The sequence below is a fragment of the Streptococcus anginosus genome, assembly GCF_900636475.1.
GTDB classification, from domain to species: domain Bacteria; phylum Bacillota; class Bacilli; order Lactobacillales; family Streptococcaceae; genus Streptococcus; species Streptococcus anginosus.
The window spans coordinates 1,820,425-1,846,802 of the sequence record NZ_LR134283.1 but is presented as its reverse complement, the minus strand read 5'-3'; the positions used below and the strand labels follow the sequence as shown (position 1 = coordinate 1,846,802).

17 protein-coding genes and 3 pseudogenes are annotated in these 26,378 nt (G+C 40.8%); 5 read left to right on the top strand and 15 right to left on the bottom strand.

The window, feature by feature from the left end:
* Positions 1-285 precede the first annotated feature (285 nt).
* The 3 genes from EL079_RS09185 to EL079_RS09175 form a co-directional block, all read right to left on the bottom strand.
* Positions 286-516, bottom strand: coding sequence for a GlsB/YeaQ/YmgE family stress response membrane protein (locus tag EL079_RS09185; RefSeq protein ID WP_003026266.1), 231 nt, complete (start codon positions 514-516; stop codon positions 286-288).
* A gap of 31 nt (positions 517-547) precedes the next feature.
* Positions 548-730 (bottom strand): hypothetical protein, encoded by a 183-nt coding sequence (locus EL079_RS09180; RefSeq protein WP_003030868.1) that lies wholly within the window; start codon positions 728-730, stop codon positions 548-550.
* 243 nt (positions 731-973) lie between these two features.
* Positions 974-5,368 (bottom strand): PolC-type DNA polymerase III, encoded by a 4,395-nt coding sequence (locus EL079_RS09175; protein ID WP_018543590.1) that lies wholly within the window; start codon positions 5,366-5,368, stop codon positions 974-976.
* Between the two features lie 99 nt (positions 5,369-5,467).
* Between EL079_RS09175 and EL079_RS09170 the strand changes: the two are divergent.
* Positions 5,468-5,599 (top strand): annotated as a pseudogene (locus tag EL079_RS09170) (ISL3 family transposase); the annotation flags it as partial.
* A gap of 44 nt (positions 5,600-5,643) precedes the next feature.
* Here EL079_RS09170 and EL079_RS09165 read toward each other — a convergent pair.
* The 10 genes and pseudogenes from EL079_RS09165 to EL079_RS09120 form a co-directional block, all read right to left on the bottom strand.
* Positions 5,644-6,501: a 5'-nucleotidase, lipoprotein e(P4) family gene (locus EL079_RS09165; RefSeq protein ID WP_003030859.1), complete on the bottom strand. Its 858-nt coding sequence runs from the start codon at positions 6,499-6,501 to the stop codon at positions 5,644-5,646.
* Between the two features lie 176 nt (positions 6,502-6,677).
* The gene (locus EL079_RS09160) at positions 6,678-10,514 is read right to left on the bottom strand and encodes a pullulanase (protein ID WP_003030912.1); all 3,837 of its coding nucleotides are present in this window, start codon (positions 10,512-10,514) and stop codon (positions 6,678-6,680) included.
* A gap of 196 nt (positions 10,515-10,710) precedes the next feature.
* Positions 10,711-11,175: a flavodoxin gene (locus EL079_RS09155; protein WP_003030911.1), complete on the bottom strand. Its 465-nt coding sequence runs from the start codon at positions 11,173-11,175 to the stop codon at positions 10,711-10,713.
* Positions 11,176-11,263: 88 nt separating this feature from the next.
* A pseudogene (locus EL079_RS09150) lies at positions 11,264-11,359 on the bottom strand (NAD(P)H-dependent oxidoreductase); the annotation flags it as partial.
* Positions 11,356-11,952: a TetR/AcrR family transcriptional regulator gene (locus EL079_RS09145; RefSeq protein ID WP_003030906.1), complete on the bottom strand. Its 597-nt coding sequence runs from the start codon at positions 11,950-11,952 to the stop codon at positions 11,356-11,358. The gene EL079_RS09145 and the pseudogene EL079_RS09150, both read right to left, overlap by 4 nt.
* Before the next feature lie 143 nt (positions 11,953-12,095).
* On the bottom strand, positions 12,096-13,025 hold the full coding sequence (locus tag EL079_RS09140; RefSeq protein WP_003030899.1) for a LacI family DNA-binding transcriptional regulator: 930 nt from the start codon (positions 13,023-13,025) through the stop codon (positions 12,096-12,098).
* Between the two features lie 25 nt (positions 13,026-13,050).
* Positions 13,051-13,869 carry a Cof-type HAD-IIB family hydrolase gene (locus EL079_RS09135; RefSeq protein WP_003030903.1) on the bottom strand — a complete coding sequence of 273 codons (819 nt, stop codon included), beginning with the start codon at positions 13,867-13,869 and terminating at the stop codon, positions 13,051-13,053.
* Positions 13,870-14,142: 273 nt separating this feature from the next.
* Positions 14,143-16,647 (bottom strand): leucine--tRNA ligase, encoded by a 2,505-nt coding sequence (leuS, locus tag EL079_RS09130; protein WP_003030907.1) that lies wholly within the window; start codon positions 16,645-16,647, stop codon positions 14,143-14,145.
* Positions 16,648-16,843: 196 nt separating this feature from the next.
* Positions 16,844-17,933 (bottom strand): annotated as a pseudogene (locus EL079_RS09125) (IS3 family transposase).
* Positions 17,934-18,041: 108 nt separating this feature from the next.
* Entirely contained in the window at positions 18,042-19,937 is a 1,896-nt protein-coding gene (locus EL079_RS09120) for a M13 family metallopeptidase (protein ID WP_003030898.1), read from the bottom strand.
* A 176-nt stretch (positions 19,938-20,113) separates the two neighbouring features.
* On the opposite strand from EL079_RS09120, the gene EL079_RS09115 reads away from it, so the two are divergent.
* From EL079_RS09115 to EL079_RS09100, 4 genes are all read left to right on the top strand, one after another.
* Positions 20,114-20,833, top strand: a complete 720-nt coding sequence (locus tag EL079_RS09115; protein ID WP_003030892.1) for a metal ABC transporter ATP-binding protein — start codon at positions 20,114-20,116, stop codon at positions 20,831-20,833.
* 1 nt (position 20,834) lies between these two features.
* Positions 20,835-21,683 carry a metal ABC transporter permease gene (locus EL079_RS09110; RefSeq protein ID WP_003030850.1) on the top strand — a complete coding sequence of 283 codons (849 nt, stop codon included), beginning with the start codon at positions 20,835-20,837 and terminating at the stop codon, positions 21,681-21,683.
* Positions 21,684-21,717: 34 nt separating this feature from the next.
* Positions 21,718-22,647, top strand: a complete 930-nt coding sequence (locus EL079_RS09105; RefSeq protein ID WP_003030891.1) for a metal ABC transporter substrate-binding protein — start codon at positions 21,718-21,720, stop codon at positions 22,645-22,647.
* A 154-nt stretch (positions 22,648-22,801) separates the two neighbouring features.
* Entirely contained in the window at positions 22,802-23,449 is a 648-nt protein-coding gene (locus tag EL079_RS09100; protein ID WP_003030882.1) for a metal-dependent transcriptional regulator, read from the top strand.
* Positions 23,450-23,571: 122 nt separating this feature from the next.
* Here EL079_RS09100 and dtd read toward each other — a convergent pair whose 3' ends face one another.
* Both dtd and EL079_RS09090 read right to left on the bottom strand, forming a co-directional pair.
* Entirely contained in the window at positions 23,572-24,015 is a 444-nt protein-coding gene (gene dtd / locus EL079_RS09095) for a D-aminoacyl-tRNA deacylase (RefSeq protein ID WP_003030869.1), read from the bottom strand.
* 88 nt (positions 24,016-24,103) lie between these two features.
* A complete protein-coding gene (locus EL079_RS09090) occupies positions 24,104-26,320 on the bottom strand; it encodes a RelA/SpoT family protein (protein ID WP_003030920.1) in 2,217 nt (738 codons plus the stop codon).
* Positions 26,321-26,378: the final 58 nt, after the last annotated feature.

Sequence of the window (26,378 nt, the reverse complement as noted above, 5' to 3'; positions counted from 1 at the left end):
ATCGCACGAAACAAAGCACCGTTTTGAGGTGATAAATAGAACCTGTGAAGCAAGTCTCATCTTCATTCACTAAAGAGCACTTTTGATGAAAATTTCGTTTTCTACATTCACTACCTCAACAGTAAGGAAAACAGTTAAGTCGCCTTGTGGGGCGAGACTATACAGAACATTTTGTACCGAAGCCTTGAAATAAGAAAGCTGAGATTAACATTTTCAAATGTTAATTCCTTTGTGGACGACTGCACTAGCAATCGTAGGTATCAGTCTCACTCCTATTTTTAGAAGTCAGCTTCCTCTTTCCCAGAAAATAGCTAAAAGAATAATCGCTCCCAACACTGAAGGAATGATTGCTGTATCTGACAGATGAGGTCCCCAGCTACCAAAGAGCATTTGCCCAAGCCAGGCTCCAAACCAACCTAGTAAGATTTTACCGATACAGCCCATTCGTTCTCCACGATTGGTGATTGCTGCTGCAATTAGACCAATAATGAAGCCGACAAACATACTTCCAATCATTTAGTTATCCTTCCTGATTATTTCATTATTCTCACTTTTGCACTATTTTATGCAAACAGCAGCCTTTCTTGTTTTTGGAAGAATAGGCACGACTTGCTAATACAGCCAAACTGACCAACGCCACCGAAGCAAGTACTACTTTCCCAGAAAATTCTAGTGAATAATGAAAATCTCTTAGAGCTTTTTTATCTTCAGCTGAAATTATTAACTTCATAACGTATCCTTTCTATTTGTAAATAGCTTACAAGGAACAACAGTAATCTATAAATTTTGTAAAAAATTTTACAAGTAGTAATTTTGAGGCAGAACCTTTCAAAAAACAGCTAGCTACTCGCAATAAATCATTACCATGGAAGATTGCAAAATCAATAATATTTCGCAAATGAATAAGCAAAAATTCTAGTTTAGTGGCAGCTGCCGTTGATGAAATTCCTGTCTTTCATCAAAAGAAGAAGTTTTAGAATAAATCATCAAAGAGACTGAGCTGATTGTCTTCTGGCATATTGCCTAGAATACCCATTTCATCCATTTTATCGACTAGAGTAGTGGACAAGCCACCACGCTTGCGCAATTCGGTTTTTGAAAGAAATTCTCCTTCTGCACGCGCTTTAACCAATTGTTTTGCAACGTTGTCTCCCAAACCATCCATAGCAGAAAATGGAGGAATTAAGCTATCTCCGTCAATAAGAAATTCTGTCGCATCACTCTTATACAGATTGAGTTTGCCAAATTTGAAACCTCTTTCCAACATTTCATTGACAATTTCTAGAGTTGTATAAAGGTCAATTTCAACGTTGGAAGCTTCATTATTTTTGCGTTTTTCAGAGATTTCGTTCATCTTGCGCTTCACTGCATCCAGTCCACTACTCATGACTTTGATGTCAAAGGCTTTGGCACGGATAGAGAAGTAGGCACAATAGTAATAAATCGGATGATGTACCTTAAAGTAGGCCACCCGCAAGGCCATCATCACATAGGCAGCCGCGTGAGCTTTGGGAAACATGTACTTAATCTTTCCACAAGATTCAATGTACCACTCAGGCACATTATTTTCCTTCATAGCAGCGATGTAGCCATTTCTTTCCTCATCAGAAATTTTGAGCCACATGCCTTTCCGCACCCGTTCCATAATGGTAAAGGACATCTTGGGCTCCAGCCCCTTGTGCATCAGATAGACCATGATGTCATCCCGACAACCGATAACAGTAGACAGGTCGGCAATTCCCTGCTTAATCAAATCTTGCGCATTGCCTAGCCATACATCGGTACCGTGAGACAAACCTGACAATTGGAGCAATTCCGCGAAGGTCGTTGGATGAGTTTCATCCACCATGCCCCGCACGAAGTTGGTTCCAAACTCAGGAATCCCCAGCATACCGGTCGGCGTACCTATTTGCTCTTGTGTCACTCCGAGAACATCTGTTCCAGAAAAGAGAGCCATAACTTCTTGGTCATCCATTGGGATTTCATTTGGGTCAATGCCTGATAAATCCTGCAATTTCCGAATCATGGTCGGGTCATCATGACCGAGTACATCTAGTTTTAGGACATTTTCATCAATATCATGGAAATTAAAGTGAGTGGTTTGCCATTCGGCAGTCAAATCATCCGCCGGATACTGAACTGGTGTGAAATCATAGACATCCATATAGTTTGGAATAACCACAATTCCTCCTGGGTGCTGTCCAGTCGTTCGTTTAACACCTGCCGCACCTTGCGCCAATCGTTCTACTTCTGCATCACGATAAAATTTATTGTAATCCCGCTCATACCCTTTCACGAAGCCATAAGCTGTTTTAGCAGCGACTGTACCAACAGTCCCAGCACGAAAGGCATATTCCTCACCAAAAATATCTCGGACATCCAAGTGGGCACTCGGTTGATCTTCACCAGAAAAGTTCAAGTCAATATCAGGCACTTTGTCACCATCGAAACCAAGGAAGGTTTCAAAGGGAATATCTTGTCCATTTTTACTCAATTTATGTCCACAATGTGGGCAATCTTTATCTGGCATATCAAAGCCTGAACCGTAAGAACCGTCCGTAATAAATTCTGAATACTGGCATTTGCCACAAACATAGTGAGGAGATAAAGGGTTTACCTCAGTAATCCCAATCATGGTCGCCACAAAACTAGAGCCGACCGAACCACGTGAACCCACCAGATAGCCACGCTCATTTGAACGCTGTACCAACATTTGCGAAGCCAGATAAATCACGGCAAATCCATTCCCCAAAATGGAGGATAATTCCCGCTCAATTCGTCGGTCTACAATATCCGGCAACGGATTTCCATAAATTTCAAAAGCTTTGGCATAAGTCATCTCAGCGACTTTTTCCTCTGATTTGTCAATAAATGGTGTATAAAGGTCACCTTTCACCACCTCAATCGGTTCAAAGGTTGCTGCCAATTGATTTGGATTATCAATAACCACCTGCCGAGCTAGTTCATCACCTAAGAAGGCAAATTCATCCAGCATTTCATTGGTTGTGCGGAAATGCGCTTTTGGAAGTGGAGCTGGTTGAGCATTTTCACCATGCCCAATGGTACGGTTAATCATCGCCCCTTGCCCTAGACTACGGACGATAATTTCTCGATAAATTTCTTCTTCAGGCTCGATATAATGCACATCACCTGTAGCAAGAACAGGCTTGTCTAATCGATTTCCTACTTCAATCAAATTTTTGATAATGGTGTGAAGCTCTTCGACATCCTTGACCTGCTCTTTAGCAATCAACGGTGCATAAATTGCTGGCGGCATGATTTCAATAAAATCGTAGTATTTTGCGACTTCCACTGCAGCATCAACGCCTTGCGAAACAACCGCGTCAAACACTTCTCCTTCCGAGCAGGCTGTTCCTAAAATCAAGCCTTCTCGGTGCGCATCCAAAACTGTTCGTGGAATCCGCGGTACGCCCTCAAAATACTTTGTATTAGACAAACTGACTAATTTAAAAATGTTCTTCAAACCCGTTTGATTTTTTACATAAATCGTAGCGTGTTTGACCCGCGCTTTTTTATAGGAGTTTTCATCCACCAAATCTGTGTTTAGCTTTTGAAGATTGGTGACACCTCGTTTTTCTGCCGCATCGTTAATGAAAATAAAGAGCAGGCGTCCTGTCGCTTCCGCGTCATAATTAGCCATGTGATGATGATCAAGCGATACTTGAAAACGCTTAGTCAATGGTCCCAAACCGTGGCGCTTGTATTCTGGGTAGAGATTACGGGCAAACTCCAAGGTATCAATGACTGGCTGCGTGATTCGTGGCAGTCCATGCCGTTCATAATTGACATTCATAAATCCCACGTCAAAGGTAGCATTATGGGCAACAAGTACCGTATCTTGACAGAAGTCTTGAAATTCTTGCAAGACCTGCTCGAGTGGCTTCGCATTTTTGACATGCTCGTCTGTAATCCCCGTCAAATCTGTCGTAAAAGCACTCAAAGGATGACCTGGATTGATAAACTCGTCAAACTCAGCAATGACATTCCCCTTGTACATCTTACTTGCCGCTACTTGGATCAAGTCATTGTAAATAGCAGACAAACCGGTAGTTTCCACGTCAAAGACAACATAAGTGGCTTCCTTGAGTTCCATATCCACTTCGTTATAGGTAATAGGAACTCGGTCTTCCACGATATTAGCTTCCATGCCATAAATCAGCTGAATACCAGCTTTTTTAGCAGCTTTATAGCCATGCGGAAAACTCTGCACATTGCCGTGGTCAGTAATCGCAACTGCCTTATGCCCCCATTTAGCAGCTGTCGCAATCAATTCCTCCACTTCTGGAAGAGCATCCATGGTTGACATATTGGTGTGCGCGTGAAATTCAATCCGCTTCTCACCTTCTGGCATCAAGTCTTTCCGCTCATAATGTGTCACTTCTTGCACATCTTGGACATTCATGGTCAAGTCATGCGTGAAGTTATTCATTTCAATATTCCCACGCACACGCAACCAAGAATTTTTCCTAATGATGTCAAATTTTTTGGCTTCTTCTTCGTTTTTAAACCACTTCTGAAGGGCAAAACTAGAAGTATAATCAGTCATCTTAAAGTTAATCAGCACACGCCCTGTGCGGGTAACTTTTTGCTCAAGATCAAAGACCATACCTTCAAAGACAATGCGATTTTCCTCGGTCTGGATGTCAATCATCTGCGTAATCTCTGCCTTGTCCAGCTTTGGTCGGGCAGCCGCTTTTCGTGCTTGAAAATCAGAATAGCTTGGTTTTTCCTCAGCTGGTGGTGGTGCCATTTGTTGCAGCGCTTCGATAGCTTTGAGAGCTTCATCATTAGCCGCTTGCACAATCTTTTCTTTTTCAGCTTGGAAAGTCTCAACCTGTTGCTGAGTCAAGGCGTCACTTGCTTTAACCTGACAGTGAAAATGCGGAAACCCAAACTTCACCAATTGCTTGGCTAAATTGGGCAAATGGATTTTCCGAAAATGCTCCGTATCAATGCTGGATGGTCCCTCAATCCAGAGCTGATCGCCCTCAGCATGCACCTGTAGCTGTTGGTACATACTACGAAAGCCTTGACTGGCACAAGGTCCTTCTGTAAAAGCCTCTTTGTAATAAGCCTGCAACAGCTCCTCTGTAAAATCTTGATTGGCAGCCTTAATTTCAAAAATAGCTTGGTTGCCCGTCTTAGAAAATTCTTCATTTAAACGTTTTTTTAATTCTTGAAACAACTCAATGGGTAAAATTTCTCCAAAAGCAAACTGAAATTCCCAAACATGACTGACGGTATGCACTAAAACTTGCTCAATTTCTGCATGTAAAAAGGCACTTGATTGTCTCATATCAAGTGGCATATCAATTTGATTCATTAAAATTTCAAACGTAGATGACATCTTTTTTCCTCGTATTGTAATGAAACTATTTTACCATAAAACAAATGAATTTTCGATTAAAAAATAGATAAGGAATATCCCTCATTGTTTTTAATATAAACCAATCATCTCATCAAGGACGTCAAATGCTAAGCTTTTGGTTTCCGGAACTTTGACAATTTTAAAACGAAAATTCTCATCGCTTTGAACATCAAAAAAGAGAGAACCAATCTGATTCTCTCTCGCATTTAGTGATAGGTTACCCACTACAGTTGACATTGAGTCTGTTTTCCTTTTTATTTTTTATATCCTTCTAATGCTTTTTGACGTTCTTCAGTTTGACCTTTCGCATCTAATTTTTTACCGTTATAAACAGTGCTTTCCCATGAACCGTACATTGGATTTGGGAAGATGATGAACTTTCCACCGAATTCGTTCTTTAATTCTTCTAATTTCTTACTACGTTCTTCTGCTGATGTTTTTGAGAAATCCGCAAAGTCAACGAGGTTATCACCTAAAAGCATGACCAAATTCGTCGTTTCTTGTACTTTCTGACGGCGACCTTCTTTTGATTTCACACCTTTTTCTAAAAACATCAAATGATCTTTCCCTTGTACTGGAATACCTTCCTTTTCCAAATTCTTAATTGTCGCGTCTACCTGGCTCGCATCACGGTCAGAAACATAGTAAATTTGAACACCGTTTTGATGTGCATATTGGAGAAATTCTTTGGCACCAGGAACTGCCTTAGCTGAAGCTTTTTTCACCCATGCATCCCAATTTTTAGGATTAAAGGCCGTACCGTCTTTGACATTTTGAACTTGATAAGGACTGTTGTCTAATACTGTTTCATCTAAGTCAAGAACGATTGAGTAAGGCTTATCTGTCGGTTTTTGCAGCAATTCTTTCAAACGATTCGTTGCAACATTATAACCTTGCAGGTACAGCGCTTTAGCTTCATCTGACTTTTGATACCAAAGAGTGGACATGGTATTTTCCCTTGACCGCAATTGGTCATAAGTCATGGTGACTTTACTGTCAGATGTGTTACTTTGCGTAGCCTTATTGTCTGTCGTCTTCGTTCCACAGCTGGTCAATAAAATAACCGAAGCAAGAGCAGAGAAAATTGTGATTGTGGCTTTAGATGATTTCATAAAACCAATCCTCCTAATATTAATCTATCAAAATTATAGCGCTTTCATAAAGACATTTCAAGATATCTGTCTAAATGTAGGAGAAAAATAGATTTACAGAAGACAGCTAACAAGTTCATCTAAAATAATGAGCTGTAAGGAGCTTAGAATCCCTACAGCTCACAAACCTTCAATCTTTATTTCTTTTTCTTAAGGACAACTACACTTGATAACAACAAGCCAATTCCTGCTAGCACGCCAGCAATGGAAATTGTCGTCCCTGTGGACGGTAAAGTCTTATCTGCTTTTCCAGCTCCTACTTGCTGTTGCTGCGTCTGACTAGCTGAAGTATTTGACTGTGTTGACGAAGTCGTTGTTTGACCAGACTCTCCTTTCGGCGTAGAAGGCTTGGTTTGATTTTGTTCTTCTTTTGGTTTTTCTTGATCTGGTTTTTCTTGATTTGGTTTGCTATTTTTTTGAATGCGTAAAATCGTCGCTGTTAATGGTGCTAAGGTAACCCCGTCTGCTCCTAAGGTCACACCAGCTGGATTTGAAATAGCCGTTACCCCTGCGGTATTACCGTCTACCACGACTTGAGCATTTGCCAAATGCTTGTAGGCTTCGCCAAAGTTAAACTTCCGCTCCTTGTTATCCGCATTAACAAAGACAGCATAAATGTCTCCATTTGAAGCCACAACTTGGTAGCCAAGAACTGTATCCTCTTTTTCAACCCCGTCTTTACCCGGCTGAGTGATTAAAGTAACATTTTGATCGACTTCGGCTTTGGTCTTGCGTGTAAAGGCATCTGTTGACTTCCGCAAAGCAATCAGCCCTTTCACATAGTCGCGGCTCTTCGTATTTTCAGGGAATTTGTCACTGTTTGTTGCCTTCGTCCAGTCAAAATGATTGACTGCATCGCTCGAATCATAAGAGTCGTGGATAAAGTAAGGATATTCAAATGGTGTGCCGTCCGCATTGGTCAGCAGGTGTGATTTATTTGGTACTTTGTCTTCTGAAACCGGATATTTATAAGCAGGGTCACGGAATTGCTTGGTTCGTCCGTATTCTTGTCCAGAGTGAAGGAATGACGTCCCTTGAGAAGTAAGGATCATTAGATTGCCCAAACGCAGGCGACGGTGAATTTCTTGATTGTTCGCTGCGATAGCTGGATCTTTTTTAATAGATTGAGCAATCACATCAAAGAGGGTCAAATTATCATGCGCAGCAATGTACTGAATCACATCTCCCGGATCATCTGCTTCAAAATTCGTTGGTTGTGCTTTGATGTTTTTGAAAACATCTTCGACATTGCGTTTTCCACCTGTGATAAAGGCAGGCGATCCTTCGTTCGGATAACCAGATTTCAAGGTATTTCGAATATCATCTGAGAATACACCGACTGTATCGGTAGATTTCATCCAAGATTGATCCGCTGGTTGGACTGGTTTATTTTCATCTCCAGCGTAAGTCTTCCACCCCTCACCTAGCATCACCAGATTTGGATTGAGCTTTTTAGCCTCCTCATACGCTTTTTGAATGGATTCTGCATCGTGATCTCCCATCATATCAAAACGGAAGCCATCCACTTTGTATTCGCTCGTCAAATATTTGATAGAATCCACCAAAACACGACGACTCATGTAGTGCGTCGTTCCCAAACGTCCACCACCAAAACTAGTTCTAGGAGTGCCGTCTGCATCCATAAAGTGATAGTAATTCGGCTCTAAATCTTCAAAAATAGAGGTCTTTGCCGTGTGATTATAAACCACATCCATAATCACACCCATTCCGCGCTTGTGAATTTCATGAACAAGATTTTTAAATTCTTCAATGCGCTTAGCTGGATCTGTCGGATTGGTTGAATACATTCCTGTCAAGGAGAAGTAGTTTTGTGGATCATAACCCCAGTTGTAGTTGCTATTGCTAGAAGCATACTTGTCCAATCTTTCGGCATTTTTCAATTCATTGACAAAATAATAACTTAAAACCGGCAGCAACTGAATATGAGTAACCCCAAGTTCTTTTAAATAATCCAATTTTTCAACGAAAGCTGAGAATGTTCCAAATTGAGACTTCAAATCCTTAGAAATAGCTGCGTCAGAAGTAAAATCACGGACATGCGCTTCGTAGATAACTGCATCCTCCCTACTCTTGAAGCCTGGAATGTTCGCATAGGTCAGATTTTTCGGACCAAGCTCACTTGGGTCAACAAAAGCTGCCTTTGCGATCTTGTAAGACTCACCTTTTTCGGCATCTTCGCTGTTCCAAGCTGCCAAAGATTTGGCATATGGATCCAAAGCTAGTACTTTTTTATCACCGCGCGTAATTTCATAATGATAGAAATAACCGCGATAATCCTTAATTCCTAGATTTGTTTGCGATGTCAATGTTGTCTTCCAAGTACCAGCTTCTCCTTTTGTCATCGCTACCTTACCAACTACTTTGTTCTGATCATTTTTATCATAAACAACCAAATCTACCTGATCCGCACTTGGTGACCAAAAGGTAACATCCACTTTCGTGCCTTTTTGGCTAACACGCGCACCCAATTCACCATCATATTTGTAGAGAATGTCCTTCAACTGCCAATTCATACTGGTTTTAAATTGGTCGTTGCCATACTTTACCTTATAAGGAGCTTGCGCTTGTCCAAAGTCTCCTATGATTTTTGCTTTCTTTGTTTTGGGATCAAGCACAATGTCTTTCACAACCACTTCTTTACTGTCCTTGTCTGTAATTTTTAGATTCTTAAGAATATCTTCCTTTTTGGCATTTTCAAGGGTTGAGAAAGTTGCTTCAATCTCCGTCAGGCTGACATGCTGAGCACCTGTCATGCGGATATCATTGACAAAATACGGATTGGTATAAATATTCGGATCTACATCTCGGAGGAAAATTTGACTGTTTTTCTTCAAATTTGTCAGATTATAATCCTGCGGTTGAATCTTCACATCGTCACCTGATTTGCTTTCATCTAAAAGCAGAAAACCAATTGCTTTTGCAGCATCTTTTAAAGGAACATCTACATAGCGACCATACTTGCCTGTTTTTTCGAAATCCACTCCGTCAGGCCAATTTTTGCTAGGATTTTCCACATCTCCCCAAAGCCAAAGAGACTTCTTGTCATAATTCCCGTCTGTCCGATAATAATTGATTCGCACCATGCCCTCTTTTAGAGGCTCATAGGTATGAAGATTGTAATCCTTGTCAAACCAGACCTCGTTCATATTCGGGCTGAGCAATTCAATCGTCTTGTCACCTGTTAGATTTGTACCTGCTGGATTATTGATTAAGAGACTAATTTTACTCCGTTTTTGTGCCATTTTGACATCAAGATAATAGCCATAATCATCCTTTTTAGCCATTGAAAAGCTAGTTGCTCCTGTCGGCCAGCTGCCTTTTTGGCTGGAAGGTGTCTCCACATCATCCCAGGTCCACAAGCCAAGACTAGCTAAATTCTCCGACGGAAGTGTCTTAAAATGCAGACGAATGCTGCCCTCTTCAATTTTGTCTTCTTTAGCTGGTGTCGCATCTGATGCAACTTTCTCAACAGGCTTCGTTGCCGTTTTTTCTTCTGCTGCTTGTGCAGTTTCCTTCTCCGTAGATTGAACTTCCGTACTTGAATCCGTCGTTGAAGCTGGGGTATTTTCTCTTACGGAGCGAGCTTGAGTCAAGTCAAGTTTTTCTGATGAGCTTCCCTCAGTTGAAGCTGTACGCGAAGAATTGGCAACACTAGGTGTTGCCGAAAGCGAGTTGGTTGCTTGCCCTTGATTTTCCGACTTTTCCGAAACGACTGCTTGATGATTCGTCACTTCTACTTTATCAGATCGCTCACTTGTTGGTGATGTTGGTCGCACCGTTTCAATAGATGTGTTTTCGAAACTATTTGCTTCCTCTGCTTGCGCTAAGACATTCCCCGCCAAAAAGACACTAGCAGAAATAGCAATAGACGCTACCCCTACTTTTAATCTGCGGATTCCAAAATGCTGACGCTTCTCAGCTGTTCGAGATTGTAAACGATAAACTTTCTTCATAAAAAGAAAACCCCTTTATTTTTTAGTTGCACAAATATTTTTAGGCTAGTGCAAACGTTTTCTGTAGATATTATATATATTTATCAACAAAATGTAAAGGTTTTCAAACAAAAAATCTCTGTTTTTTTGACAGAGATTAAATGTGTTTTCTATTTTATTTATGTAAGTTGCTTTTAACAGCCAACTTAGCGTCCACTTAAAATCCAATACTCGCTAACCATTTAGTGGCTTCTGTTTGGTTAGACAATACACGCCCTCGAGCGCTATTTTTCACCATTTGATCAATGACCGCTTGAGCTTCACTATAAGTAGAGCCACCAGAAGTTGTAAAAGTTGCAACCCGTTTGCCAGCTAAATTCAGATTTTCCATTACTGTCTGAATAATACGTGGCGGACGTCCCCACCAAATTGGATGGCCAATAATGACTTGGTCATACGATGTCAAGTCAGGTAGCTCGCCTTTATAGGTAGGACGAGCACTTTCATCGCCTTGTTCGATATTAGCGCGACTTGTTGGATTATTCCAATTCAAGTCGGCATTCGTATAAGGAACAGCTTCTACGATTTGGTAGACATCAGCACCTAATTTACTAGCAATGACTTCTGCTACTTTTTCAGTCGTGCCTGTTTTTGAAAAATAAAGAACAATTGTTTTTGCCATGATAAACCTCCTTTTGTAGCTATCATTTAGCAGCTTTGCAGTTATCGAAAACACTGACTGTTTTCCAAACTTATTTTAGATTTTCTCAAGAATGCGCTTCAGAAAGATTGGTTTGGACTTGCTTGAGAATAGCACCGTTAAAACCTTGAGGGTTTGGATGAGTAAAAACAATTAAGATTTTCATGACCGTTCTCCTTTTATATAGACATCAAGCATATGCTCAATGTTAGTCTGGATGGCTTTGTTGTCAAGGTCACGTCCAATGGGACTGTTCGCCAAAACAGCAAGACCTGAAATAAAACTCCAAAAGTGAAACAGTGTTTCAGCTTCGCTGTTGGTAAAGCCTTCCTCCTTACGAAGCTCTAAAACAATCCGTTTAAATGCAGCGAATCCTGGCAAATCAGAATCCAGCGAAATAGTATCCTGAGTGACTTTCATATACTTAAAAGGAAATTTAATAAAGAGGGCTTCAAAGAAATAGGGGTAATCCTTCGCAAAGATGATGAAGTTAAATCCCATTTGGGCCAGTTGATTTCGTGCATAAGCCTTCCAATCGATCTTTTTTTGGATCTCTTGGTTGAGAAAAGCAGAAAGGCGTTTTAAAACGACTTTTAAATAGTTTTCTTTACTTTCAAAATGCCGGTAAGGAGTGCCGTGAGTAACACCGCAGGATTTAGCGACAGTCCTCAGTGATAGCTGGTCGATACCATGGTCTTCAATCTCTTTAATCCCCGTCTGGATCAGTCTTTCTTTTAACTCTGCCGTATTTCGTTTCATTTTTTGCCTCAAAAAGTATACACTGTCTACTTTTTCTTGTCAATATTTCCTGTTTAGAAAAATTTCAGTAAAAAATTACCTTGATTTGAAAGGTGATTCTTCTTTATTAAATAAGTAAGCTAATTTGAAAAACAACAAGTCTCTTATCGCTGGATAAACTCTGATTTGAGCACAATGGTTTTTTTCTCTTCAGATAAAACCTGCTCGAAACTTTCCTGACCCAGCTGATAGGACTTTGTTGTATATGGTAGAGAGACCCAAGAGCCGTCCAGCCAGCATGTTTTCTTGCCCCATGATGAAGGGGAGCTGTTTTCCAGCTTCTTCATAAGCCTGCATAAAGCCTGCTGCCATGTCATCTCCATTTGAATACAGTCAATCTCCGGGTGGTTCCATAGTTCCTGAGCTTTCTGATAAGCATCCTCTTCTATCGTAACTCCTTCGATAATCACCGGTTCATGTTCCGATCCGTAGACTTCATCATAAGCCTCTCTGACCATACGATAGGTGGAACTGCGTTTGTCTTTACGAGTGAAAACAAGGGCTAAATGCTGATAACCCAGTTCTTTCAACCAGCGAAAAGCTTCTCTACAAGCTGGTTTGCGATCCACATAGACACTACTCAGTTGAGAATGATTTACCGTTTCTAAGCAGACAATATTTCCGTACTTAGCATAGGAAGCAATGGTTTCCAAACCTATGCTTCGTGAGGTGAAAATCAAATGATCAAAAGCCTGACCTCGCAATTGTTCCAGGTACTGAAGCTCTAGTTCTTTGTCATACTGAGACGGCAAAAGCAGCAAATTATAGGCACTTCTCTGCGCTTGATCCAACATACCGTTGATGAGCTTGGTAAAATAAGTGTGACGCACATGAGGAATGACTACACCCACTTTATAAGTGTTGCCCAAACTCAGTTCTTTTGCGACTAGATTTGGAGTATAGTCTAGTTCTCTGACAATTTGCAGGATTTTCTCCCGTGCCTCGTCTGACACATATGGGGGATTGTTGAGCACGCGCGATACACTAGACACCGAATAGCCACTCAACTCCGCTATTTCTCGAATATTGGTCATTGAGTTCCTTTCTGATTTTCAACACTTAACTGACGAGATACCTGTGAATTCCGTAACCAACTCCGTCCTCATCGTTACTCTTGGTAATTTTAAAAGCATGTGCCTTCACATCCTTAAAGGCATTGGCCATGACAATCGGAAAACCAACCATTTCTAGCATCGGAATGTCATTGTGACCGTCACCAAAGGCAGCCGTTTCTTCTTTTTTTAGATTTTCTTTCCAACTAATGTAATCAATCCCTGATGATTTTCGAGCTTCTTTGCTAGTGATTTCTAAATAAAACCGACCAGAACGCAGAATTGTAACACTAGTTAGTCCTAGACTATTCAGATAAGTCTGCAAATCTTGCATTTCTTCCTCTTCAAAGCTAATCATCATGATTTTAAACAGATTATCACAAGCTGAAAGAAAACAATCTTCATCATGAACCTGAGTCGGTGCCTGATGAGTCAAGTCGTATTCGTAACGAATCCCTTCATCTACTGTATCACAATACCAATGATTCAAGTCATAATAACTGAGACTGACCTGTGGAAAATGCTGCCGCACAGCCTGTAAAATCGTTGCCGCAGTCTGCTTGAAAATAATCTTGATGTGCAGCGGACGAATTTGATGATTGACAATCTCATAAATTAAACCACCATTAAAGCCCACTTGCGGAACTTGCAAATCCAACAATTCAATAGCCTCACGCATCTCCATTGGCGCACGCGTAGAGACCAGCGTAATCGGAATAGCTGCTCTGCGAATGCGTCTGGCATTCCTTTCGGAAACTTGCCCCTTTGAATTTAAAAGCGCCCCATCCATATCAGTAAAAATACGTTTAATCGTTCTTGTTTGCATGATTTTTCTCTCCTTTTCTTTATGGATTTGCGCTCCACTCCGAGTTCAAATCTTATTTCTTCGCTAGCTTGACTTCATTGTACAATCTGGAACGAGTTCCATGTCAAGAGGAAAATGAAAAAAAGTGAATTAAATTTTTTAGAGGTAGCAAAAAAGGATTCCAAATGTTATCAGAATCCTCATTTTTCTTTTATTTCGCAACAATATTCACCAATTTAGGTAGCTCCAACAGCTTGAAACGTTATTGAAGGTTGCAGATAAGGCTAACAGAACCTATGACTTGACAACAATATTAACAAGTTTGTTAGGGACTACAATCACCTTAACCACTTGTTTTTCAGCGATTTCAGACTGGATTTTTTCATTGGTAAGGGCAAGCTTTTCAAGCTCTTCACGGCTTGAGTCTTTTGCGACCACAAGTTTCGCACGAACCTTCCCCTTGATTTGCACGACAATTTCAACCTCATCTTCAACGAGTTTTGCTTCATCCCATGTTGGCCAAGGAACGTATGAAATTGATTCACCTGATTGTGTCAATGTTTGCCACAATTCTTCAGAAAGGTGTGGTGCAAATGGTGCTAACAATTGTACAAAACCTTTAGCGTAGCCAACAAAGAGTTTGTCTTCTTTATTGGCAGCGTTGACGAATACCATCAATTGAGCAATGGCTGTGTTAAACTTGAGTTCCTCAAGCTGCTCGGTCACTGCCTTGACTGTCTGGTTGTAGACTTTATCAAGTGCGCCACTGTTTTCTGCAACAATTTCTTTTGTTGTCAACAAGCGATAGACGCGGTCGAGGAATTTACGTGAGCCTTCAAGACCTTCTTCAGACCATGCGATTGAGGCATCAAGTGGTCCCATGAACATTTCGTACACTCGAAGTGTGTCTGCACCATAACGTTCAACCACATCGTCAGGGTTCACAACGTTTTTTAGTGATTTAGACATTTTCGCTGGTGCTTGTTCAAGTTCTTCACCAGTTTCAATGTGGAAGAATGAACCATCACGTTTTTCAACTTTATCAGTTGCCACAAGTGCACCACGGTGGTCGCGGTAGCTTGTTCCTAAAATCATCCCTTGGTTAAAGAGTCTTTGGAATGGTTCTTTGGTTGAAACGACACCTAAATCATAAAGGAATTTGTGCCAGAAACGAGCATAAAGAAGGTGAAGCACTGCATGTTCTGCACCACCAATGTAAATGTCAACCGGCAGCCAAGCCTTGAGTAATTCTTCATCAGCTAATTTTTCATCGTTGTGTGGGTCGATATAGCGAAGATAATACCAGCTAGAGCCTGCCCATTGTGGCATTGTGTTTGTTTCACGGCGACCTTTCATCCCATCTTCACGCGTCACTTCCAGCCAATCGGTCAAGTTAGCAAGTGGGCTTTCACCTGTACCTGAAGGTTTGATGTCTTTGGTTACTGGCAATACAAGCGGCAATTGCTCTTCTGGAACAGCTGTTGTTGTGCCGTCTTCCCAATGGATGATTGGGATTGGTTCACCCCAATAACGTTGACGTGAGAAGAGCCAGTCACGCAAGCGGTAAGTCACTTTCTTGTTACCAACGCCTTCTGCTTCCAGCCAGTCAACCATTTTATCGATAGCTTGTGCTTTATCAAGGCCGTCTAAGAAGCCAGAATTGATGTGAAGACCGTCTTCTGTGAAAGCTCCTTCCTCAACATTTCCGCCTTCAAGAACTGGAATGATTTCCAAATGAAATTGCTTGGCAAATTCCCAGTCACGTGTATCGTGAGCAGGAACCGCCATGATAGCACCAGTACCGTAGCTTACAAGAACATAGTCTGCAATCCAGATTGGGATTTCCTTGCCATTTACTGGATTAATGGCATAGCTACCAGTCCAGACACCTGTTTTTTCTTTAGCAAGGTCTGTACGAGCAAGGTCAGATTTAAGGCTTGCTTGATGTTTGTAGTCAGCAACAGCTTGCGCTTGTTCTGGTGTTGTAATCACATCAACAAGTGGGTGTTCAGGCGCTAAAACAGCATAAGTCGCACCAAAGAGGGTATCTGGGCGAGTGGTAAAGACAGTGAAATCTTTATCAGTATCCTTAATTTTAAAGGTAACATTGGCACCAGTTGATTTACCAATCCAGTTACGCTGCATGTCCTTGATAGACTCTGGCCAATCAAGGTCTTCTAAATCTTCGAGCAGACGTTCAGCATAAGCTGTGATTTTCAGCATCCATTGGCGCATTGGTTTACGAACAACTGGGTAACCACCACGTTCAGATGTTCCGTCAGGAAGCACTTCTTCGTTAGCGATGGCTGTACCTAGTTCTTCAACCCAGTTAACTGGCACTTCAGCTTCGTATGCCAACCCTTTTTCATATAATTTTGTGAAAATCCACTGAGTCCATTTGTAGTAGTTAGGATCCGTTGTGTTCACTTCACGATCCCAGTCATAAGAGAAACCCAGTGCATTGATTTGGCGTTTGAAGTTGGCAATATTTTCCGCCGTGAATTCAGCAGGGTCATTACCTGTATCCATTGCGTATTGCTCGGCAGGAAGTCCGAAAGCATCCCAGCCCATTGGGTGAAGAACGTTGTAGCCTTGAGCACGTTTGTAGCGGCTAAGAATATCAGTCGCCGTATAGCCTTCTGGGTGTCCTACGTGAAGACCAGCTCCAGACGGGTAAGGGAACATATCCAACGCATAAAAATTTGGTTTATCATCGTCTGTTCCTGTTTTAAACGTATGATTTTCCGCCCAATAATTTTGCCATTTTTTTTCAATTGATTTGTGATTATAAAAAGTCATTGATTCACTCCAATTTTGTGATGTTATTATTATACCATTTTTAGGCGATTTTAAAAGGCATAATTAAGGAAAGTCTGTTTCTATATTCTCAAACACAAAAAAACAGCTGGTCATTCGGTACTGCACCCCAATAATGGGACAGAAGCCCCCTTTTTTAGGCGGCCCGTTTTCTGTAATCTACAGGAGACCGGTCGTTTCATCTCTGTTGAATTCTAGTTTCATTATAAAATATGATGTAAGATTAACAATATCTGTTCTACTATCTTTGGTTAAGTTTCTCCAGTTATGGAGATAGAAGGTTTCAGACTTTAGGACAGAATGAAACCATTCGATACAGGCATTATCCGCTGGTGTTCCCTTACGGGACATAGAGCGGATAATGTCTTTTTCTGTGCAAGCCTGGTAATATGCTTTTGAGGTGTAGACAGAGCCCTGATCGCTGTGCAAGAGCGCTCCTTGAGACACATTCAGTTGGTTCAAAGTATCCAACACAAAGTCCGTATCCTGACAATATGAGATGGTATAAGCCACAATTTCACGATTATAGAGATCCATGATAGAGGAAAGGTAGAGTTTACAGTTTCCAAAGTAGAGGTAGGTCATGTCTGTGACTAGCTTCTCCAGTGACTTTTCTGCTTTAAAATCACGGTCTAGCTTATTCTCTGTTACATAGTAGGGCTTACCTAGATTTGGCACCTTCTTAGGACGGGCACGACAGAGCCAACCATTCTCCTTCATGATACGATAAACTTTCTTATGATTGACAACTAGTCCATGAATTTTCTAAAGCAATCGAGTGATGGTACGATAGCCGTAGATAAACTGATTTTCCATACAGATTCGCTCTATTTTTTCTACAACCTCGTCCCTTTTCTTAGGTTTTTCACCTTCTGCTTTCCAACGGTAGAAAGTGGATCGTTTGATACCGAAACAGTCCAGAATGACGGATACTGGGCAGACGTTTTTGTATTCTTCCACCAGCTTGATAAGACTTACTGTGTCAATGACCTTACCAAGCTCCGATACTTTTTTAGCAATTCCACCTGTAGTAGGCGTAGTTGTTCCACTTCAGATAGCTGTTCCATTCCTTTACCGTAGGTATATTGTTTCCCCACAGGTTGGTGGAAACGGTGCAGTTCATCATTCTGATACCATCGCCACCAGGTTTTGACCTGACTAACATTTTTGATGCCCAGAGTCTCCATGATAACCTTATTGGACTTACCTGCTTTCTTCATTTCTATACAGGCTAACTTAGTTTCTACCGAATACGCTTTTTTGACCATAACAAAACACTCCTGTTTCTAGTTTACTAGATTTCAACAGGAGAGTTTTTCTTGTGTCTCATTTTATGGGGCTAGTGCCTTCCAACTGGTTTTAAGTAAAGTGAACCATTACCAAATAATCACGCGGTCTTCTGGTTTGCGCCACATGCCATCGCCTTCTTTAACATCAAAAGTCGTAAAGAAATCATCAAAGTTTGGCAATTGAACATTTGTCCGAAGTTTGCCGGGAGCATGCACGTCCACGCTGGCTAACATTTGCATGTATTCTGGACGAGCTTTCATGCGCCAGATACGGGCAAAATTAGTAAAGAATTCTTCTGCAGAGAAGTCTGCTTCTTTCTTAGCGGCTTCCAGTGCTGCCGCAATACCACCAAGGTCTGCAATATTTTCTGAAACAGTTAGTTTCCCATTGACTTTAGCACCGTAAGAATCCTGTCCGTCAAATTGCTCAATCACCTTTTGAGTACGTGCTTGAAAGGCCTCGTAATCTTCTAGCTTCCACCAATTGTTCAAACTTCCGTGTTCGTCAAATGAAGCTCCATTTGAGTCAAAGGCATGAGAAATTTCATGAGCAATCACCGCACCGATACCGCCATAGTTGGCTGATGAAGATTGATGTAAATCATAAAATGGCGCTTGGAGAATAGCTGCTGGGAACACAATTTGATTTTGCTGTGGGTCATAATACGCGTTGACCATATGAGCTGGCATGTGCCATTCACTGCGATCCACTTCCTTGTTCCACTTGCTCCATGTATGCGCAATAGAAATTTTTGCTAAGTTTCGAGTATTTTCAACTAAGCTCAAATTCTCATCAATCACTTTTTTCTCATAGGTTTCTGGCAATTTCTCTGGATAGCCGATATGCGGTGTGATGACATTGAGCTTGACAATCGCTTTGTCACGTGTTTCCTTAGCGAGCCAATCCGCCGTTTCCAGACGCGACTTATAAACATCAATCATAGCAGCAACTTTGTGCTCTACATCTGCTTTTGCTTCAGGTGAGAATTTTTCTCCCGCATACCACAAACCAAGTGCTTGGTTATATGGACCTTGCGCTAGCTGGTAAGCTGCCTTTTCTTTTGGACGAGGTTCTGGAACACCTGAGATAGCGCGTGCATAGGTACCTGAAAGGACACGAATTTCTTCAGTGAGCAAAGAAGTCCATGCTCCAGTAGAGAATAACTTCAGTGCCGCATGCAAATGCTCCCAATTCTTTTCTGAATAATATTCCGCCGCAAACTCTTTCCAGAAGCGCTCTTGCGGAACAATCACCTTGTCTGGGATTTGTCCCAAAATCTCTGTAAAAATCGCATCAAGTGGCAATTCTGGAGCTAGCTTCGTGAACTCTGCCCAATCGTAAGGATGATACAATTTCACATATTCTGAACTTTCTTCATTAGAGAGGACATACTTGGCTAATTTAGCATCCAATTCCAGATATTTATCCAAAATATCTTTTGTTTCCTCTGCCGAAAAGCCAAATTTAGGCAACAATTCTTCCTGCATTTTCCGCCAGATTGCCAGCAATTCCTTGCCTTTTTCATTTCCTTCTTCATAGTAGGTTGTATCTGGCAAAATGATTCCAGGCGCATCGGCCCAGAGAACATTCATTTGCGCATTCATAAAGTCTGGAGCAACATCAAAAGTAAAGAAATTTGGCTTTCCAGCCATTTCATATTCAGCAATCTTATCTGCAAATTCCTTAAAAGAGCCAAGCGCTTTATATTCTTCCACAAGCGGCATCGCTGGAGCAACTCCTGCTTGTTCCCGTCCGTCAAAATCTGCCACCAAACGATGGTATTTCACAAAATTTTGCAAGATTGGATCATCCGGTACATCTTGACCTGCTAACCATTTATCAGTTGTAGCTAGCATCAATTTTTCAATATCTTGATCCAGATCCATAAATCCACCTGTCATAGGCTTGTCATCAGGAATAACTGCTGTTTTTTCCCATTCACCATTAACATAGTCAAAAAAATCATCTTGTAAACGTGTCATCTTGTTCTCGCTTTCATTGTTTTATCTTAATCCTATCAAAAAAGTTCTGAATAATCAAACTTTTATCAAAAGGGAGTTTTCTGGCAAACCTTGCTTCTGATTTTTCTTAAAAATTCTAAAAATTAACTTGACTTAATTTTTATTTTAATGTATATTAACAGTAGGGGTGTATAAAAATGATACGTATCGAAAATTTAAGTGTCTCTTATCAGGAGACACTTGCTCTCAATCAGATTTCTTTGGAAATCCAAGGCCCAACTATCATGGGAGTTATCGGTCCAAACGGAGCTGGCAAATCCACCCTTTTAAAAGGGATGTTGGGCATCATTGACCACGCTGGACAAACTTATCTTGATGATAAAGAATTCTCAAAAGTACTTAGCCATGTAGCTTATGTGGAACAAAAAGTTCACATTGATTACAACTTTCCTATCAAAGTAAAAGAATGTGTGTCGCTTGGACTGTATCCAAAAGTGAAATTGTTTCACAGACTAAAAAGCACAGACTGGGACAAGGTGACAAATGCGCTGCGCATTGTCGGCTTAGAGGATTATGCTGAACGCCAAATCAGCCAATTATCAGGAGGGCAATTTCAACGGGTCTTGATTGCGCGCTGTCTGGTACAAGAAGCAGACTGTATCTTTCTAGATGAACCATTTGTCGGGATTGATTCAATCAGCGAAGAAATTATCATGACAACGCTACGCAATCTAAAAGAACAAGGAAAAACGATTCTCATCGTCCACCATGACTTAGGAAAAGTCCCACATTACTTTGATCAAGTTTTAATTTTGAATAAAGAACTCATTGCCATTGGGGAAACTTCATCAACTTTCACAGAAGAAAACTTGAAAAAAGCCTATGGCTCTCAGCTTTTTGTGAATGGAGGTCTCTAATATGTTTTCAGAATTTATTGATGGACTACAAAATTTCCATTTTCTACAAAATGCACTGATTACGGCCATTGTCATCGGGATTGTTGCTGGAGCAGTTGGCTGCTTCATTATCCTAAGAGGCATGTCCTTGATGGGCGATGCCATTTCACACGCAGTCTTGCCAGGAGTTGCACTCTCCTTTATTTTAGGAATCAACTTCTTTATCGGAGCCATTGTTTTTGGACTTTTAGCTTCGGTCATTATTACTTATATTAAAGGGAATTCAATTATCAAAAGTGATACTGCCATTGGAATAACTTTTAGCTCCTTTTTAGCTCTTGGAGTCATCTTGATCGGGGTTGCGAATAGTTCAACTGACCTTTTCCATATTCTTTTTGGGAATATCTTGGCCGTACAAGACATCGACATGTGGATTACAATCGGTGTCGGAATCGCTGTCCTGATTGTCATTGGAATGTTCTTCAAAGAATTATTGATTACATCTTTCGATCCACTTCTGGCAAAAGCGATGGGGATGCCAGTCAACTTTTATCATTATCTCTTAATGATTCTCTTGACGCTGGTTGCAGTTACAGCTATGCAAAGCGTGGGAACAATTTTGATTGTTGCCATGCTGATTACACCTGCTGCTACGGCTTATCTTTACGCTAACAGTCTTAAAACAATGATTATCTTGTCTTCTAGCTTGGGGGCAATTGCATCTGTCTTAGGACTCTTCATTGGCTATACCTTTAATGTTGCGGCCGGCTCAAGTATTGTACTGACATCTGCCATTATCTTTGCCATTAGTTTCTTTATCGCTCCAAAACAACGATTTAACAAACTAAAAAATAAACCCAAGCTAAAATAAAATTAGTATTTCATTTATTAAAGGAGAACCTTATATGAAAAAATTAGGTTTTATCGCCGTTCTGTTTTTGGCTGTCGTAGGACTCTTTGCCTGCGCTGGTCAAAAAGGAACTTCTACCAAGAATTCAAAATTGAATGTTGTTGCTACCAACTCGATCATCGCTGATATTACAAAAAATATCGCCGGTGATAAAATCAATCTGCACAGTATCGTTCCTGTCGGAAAAGATCCACATGAATACGAACCATTACCAGAAGATGTGAAAAAAACATCAAAAGCTGATTTGATTTTCTACAATGGTATCAATTTGGAAACCGGCGGAAATGCTTGGTTTACAAAATTAGTTAAAAATGCGAAAAAGACTGAAAACAAAGATTACTATGCTGTAAGTGACGGTGTTGAGGTCATCTATCTTGAAGGTCAAAGCGAAAAAGGAAAAGAAGACCCACACGCTTGGCTCAATCTTGAAAACGGAGTTATCTATGCAAAAAATATTGCAAAACGGTTGATTGAAAAAGATCCTAAAAATAAAGAAACTTACGAAAAGAATTTGAAAGCCTACACTGCAAAACTCGAATCATTAGACAAGGAAGCAAAAGCAAAATTCAACAACATTCCTGCTGAAAAGAAAATGATTGTTACCAGCGAAGGTTGCTTCAAATACTTCTCTAAAGCCTACGGCGTGCCATCTGCTTACATCTGGGAAATCAACACAGAAGAAGAAGGAACTCCAGACCAAATCAAAACATTGGTTGAAAAACTTCGTAAAACAAAAGTGCCATCACTCTTTGTTGAAAGTAGTGTTGATGACCGTCCAATGAAGACTGTTTCAAAAGATACAAAAATTCCAATTTATGCCAAGATTTTCACTGATTCAATCGCTGAAAAAGGTGAAAAAGGAGATAGCTACTACGATATGATGAAATGGAACTTAGATAAGATTTCAGAAGGTCTTAGCAAATAAGAAATGGAAAAAGGAGCCGGAATTGATTGCCAGTTCCTTTTTACTTGAAATTCTTCTTGAATAATAAGCCTTTCATTCTCTGAAACAAGCGGTTATCTGCTGTATTCTTAAGTTATTTTTGATATACTAGTAAGATAAGGAGTAAAAGGACAACATGACCCCAAACAAAGAAGATTACCTCAAATGTATTTATGAGATTGGTACGCATACTCAAAAAATTACAAATAAAGAAATTGCCGCCCAAATGCAGGTATCTCCCCCAGCTGTTACAGAAATGATTAAAAAGATGAAAGCCGAAAAATTGATTGTAAAAGATAAAACAAGCGGTTATTTACTGACAGATCTTGGTTTACATCTTGTTTCTGAGCTATATCGCAAGCACCGACTCATCGAGGCTTTCCTCGTACATGATTTGGGATATACGACTGATCAAATCCATGAAGAAGCGGAAGTCTTAGAACACACCGTTTCAGAATTATTTGTCGAGCGCTTAGAAAAAATGCTGAATTTCCCAGAAACCTGTCCCCACGGCGGAACCATTCCTGCAAAAGGTGAATTATTGGTCGAAAAATACCAATTGACTTTAGATCAAGTCGAAAATGCTGGGATCTATCGTTTAACACGAGTTCACGATGAATTTGAATTATTAAAATATTTGGAAAAACACGATTTACATCTGGGAGATACGCTGATTCTGGAGCAATACGATCCTTACGCTCAACTGTATGCGCTCAAGGTCAATGGAAAAGAGCTGCAAGTCAACTCTGCTATCGCTCAACAGCTTTATGTGGAAAAAATATAAAAGGAAGTCGAAACTGATAACATTAACACATTGGAGACTGCTCAATGCGTATTGAGTTTTATCCTAGAAAGCAAACAAGTCTGGAACAGTTTTGTCCAGACTCGTTTTTATTTATCATTTTCTCAACGATTCTTCGTATCTAACACAATCGTCACCGGTCCGTCATTGACTAACTCAACCTGCATATCAGCTGCGAAAACACCTGTTTTAACAGGTATTTCTCGACCTAGCAATTCGTTAAAATCATCATACAATTGACTAGCCAAGTCTGGTTGAGCAGCGCCTGTAAAAGCTGGACGATTCCCTTTTTTTGTATCTGCGTAAAGGGTAAATTGAGAAATAGAGAGAATTTCTCCTTTCACATCTTTGACAGATAAATTCATTTTATCTTCTTTATCTGAAAAAATCCGCATATTGGCAATTTTTCTTGCTGCATATTCTACATCTTCTTGAGAATCATCTGGTGCTACACCGACTAGTAACAGCAGGCCTTGCTGAATTTGATTGTAAAGTTCGCTATCAATCGATACCGAAGCCCGCTTCACACGCTGAATCACTATTTTCATTGTTGAACTTCCTAATTTCCGTTACATTTTGTGAATTAATTCGCAAAAACGCAATTCTAGCAAAACATTTCCGCTCTGCTGTTCTCACCTAGCCATTTGTCCGTTTGACAGAATAAACTTCAGGCACGCTCTTAATCTTATCTACAACTGTTGTGAGCATAGATAAATTAGCGATTCCGAAAGAAACATGGATGTTGGCAAATTTCATATCCTTCGTTGGCTGTGCATTGACAGTGGAGATATTTTTGGTTGTATTGGACAAAACTTGCAGCACATCGTTCAAAAGACCTGCTCGATTCAAACCATAAATATCAATATGCGCTGTGTATTCCTTCGTAGAGGTATTTTCTTCCCATTCGACATCAATCAAGCGCTGTTCATAATTTTCCTGCGCCCGCAGATTCATACAGTCCTTACGGTGAATCGCCACCCCACGACCTTTGGTAATATACCCGACAATCTCGTCACCAGGAACTGGATTGCAACATTTGGCAATCCGTATCAAAAGCCCCGACGCACCTTGGATAATAACGCCGCCCTCATGCTTGACTTTCAGCGTTTCTTTATTCTCACGCTTCACTTCGCCGCCCTTGACAAGCTCTTCTGCTTCAGCTCTCGCTTTAGCGCGCTCTTCCTCACGGCGTTCTTTTTCTGTCAAACGGTTAAAAATAGAAATCGCACCAATCTCACCAAAACCAATCGCCGCAAAAAGAGCTTCTTCTGTTTTGTAACTCGTTTTTTGCAGGACTTCTTCCATGTGTTTTTTGTCCATGTATTTATTGGCTACATAGCCATGTTCTTGGAATTGTGCCTGTAAGAGTTCGCGCCCTTTAGAAATGGACAATTCCTTGTCTTGGTTTTTGAAAAATTGACGAATCTTATTGCGAGCCTTGCTTGTTTTTACAACATTTATCCAGTCGCGACTCGGTCCAAAGGAATTGGAGCTGGTGATAATCTCGACCTGATCCCCTGTTTTTAACTTTGTAGTCAGCGGCACCATGCGACCATTGACCTTGGCACCAACCGCCTTTTCACCAACTTTAGTATGGATTTCATAAGCAAAATCAATCGGTCCAGAGTCTTTTGGCAACGAGCGGACAGCTCCGTCCGGTGTAAAGACATAGATTTCCTCAGCAAGGTAATTTTCTTTGACAGAATCCACAAAATCCTGTGCATCATTAGACTGGTCTTGGAGTTCCATCATCTCCTTGATCCAATTCATCCCAATCGCAGATTCTTTGCTATCCACTTGACCTTTAATGCCTTTTTTATAAGCCCAGTGAGCGGCAACCCCGTATTCAGCCACTTCGTGCATCTCTTTCGTCCGAATTTGAAACTCAATCGGACCTTTAGGTCCATAAACGGTGGTGTGGATAGACTGATAACCGTTCGCTTTGCGATTGGCGATATAGTCTTTGAAACGCCCAGGCATGGGGCGCCAAAGTTCATGAATGTAGCCCAGCATAGCGTACACATCACTTTGCGTATCTAAAATGCAGCGAATGGCAATCAGGTCATAAATTTCATCAAAGCGCTTTTTCTTGTCTTGCATTTTGCGATAAATGGAATAAATATGTTTTGGACGACCGTAAATTTCCCCATGAAGATTACGCTCAGACGCATAGGTTTCAATCTTATGAACCACTTCGTCCACTAACTCCTCACGTTCCCGACGTTTTTCCTTCATCAAGTGAGAAATCTTATAAAACTCTGTCGGATTCAAATATCGAAAAGCTAAATCTTCCAATTCCCATTTGACGCTCGAAATCCCCAAGCGATGAGCCAACGGAGCATAAATTTCCATGGTTTCACGTGAGATACGTTCCTGCTTGTCTTTGCGCAGATGCTTGAGCGTTCGCATATTGTGCAAACGATCCGCCAGCTTGACCAAAATGACACGGATATCCTTGGACATCGCCATTAGCATTTTGCGGTGGTTTTCAGCCAACTGTTCCTCGTGAGACATATACTTGACTTTACCAAGTTTGGTCACACCATCTACAATCACGCGCACATCATGTCCAAATTCGCCTTCCAAATCGTCCAAAGTTGCAGCTGTGTCTTCTACAACATCATGTAAAAAACCGCAAGCGACACTGACCGCATCCAACTTTAGCTTAGCTAAAATCCCTGCCACTTGAATCGGGTGGATGATATAGGGCTCCCCTGATTGGCGAAATTGCCCTCTATGTCGATCTACTGCATAGAATAGAGCTTTTTGAACCAAGACAACATCTTCTGATGATAAATACTTTCTAGTAAGAGCGACCACTTGATCGCCCGTCAAATTCACTTCTTTTGGCATTTTCTCTCTCCAGTTCTTCCTACCATTTTATCATTTTTAGACCGATATGAAAACAAGG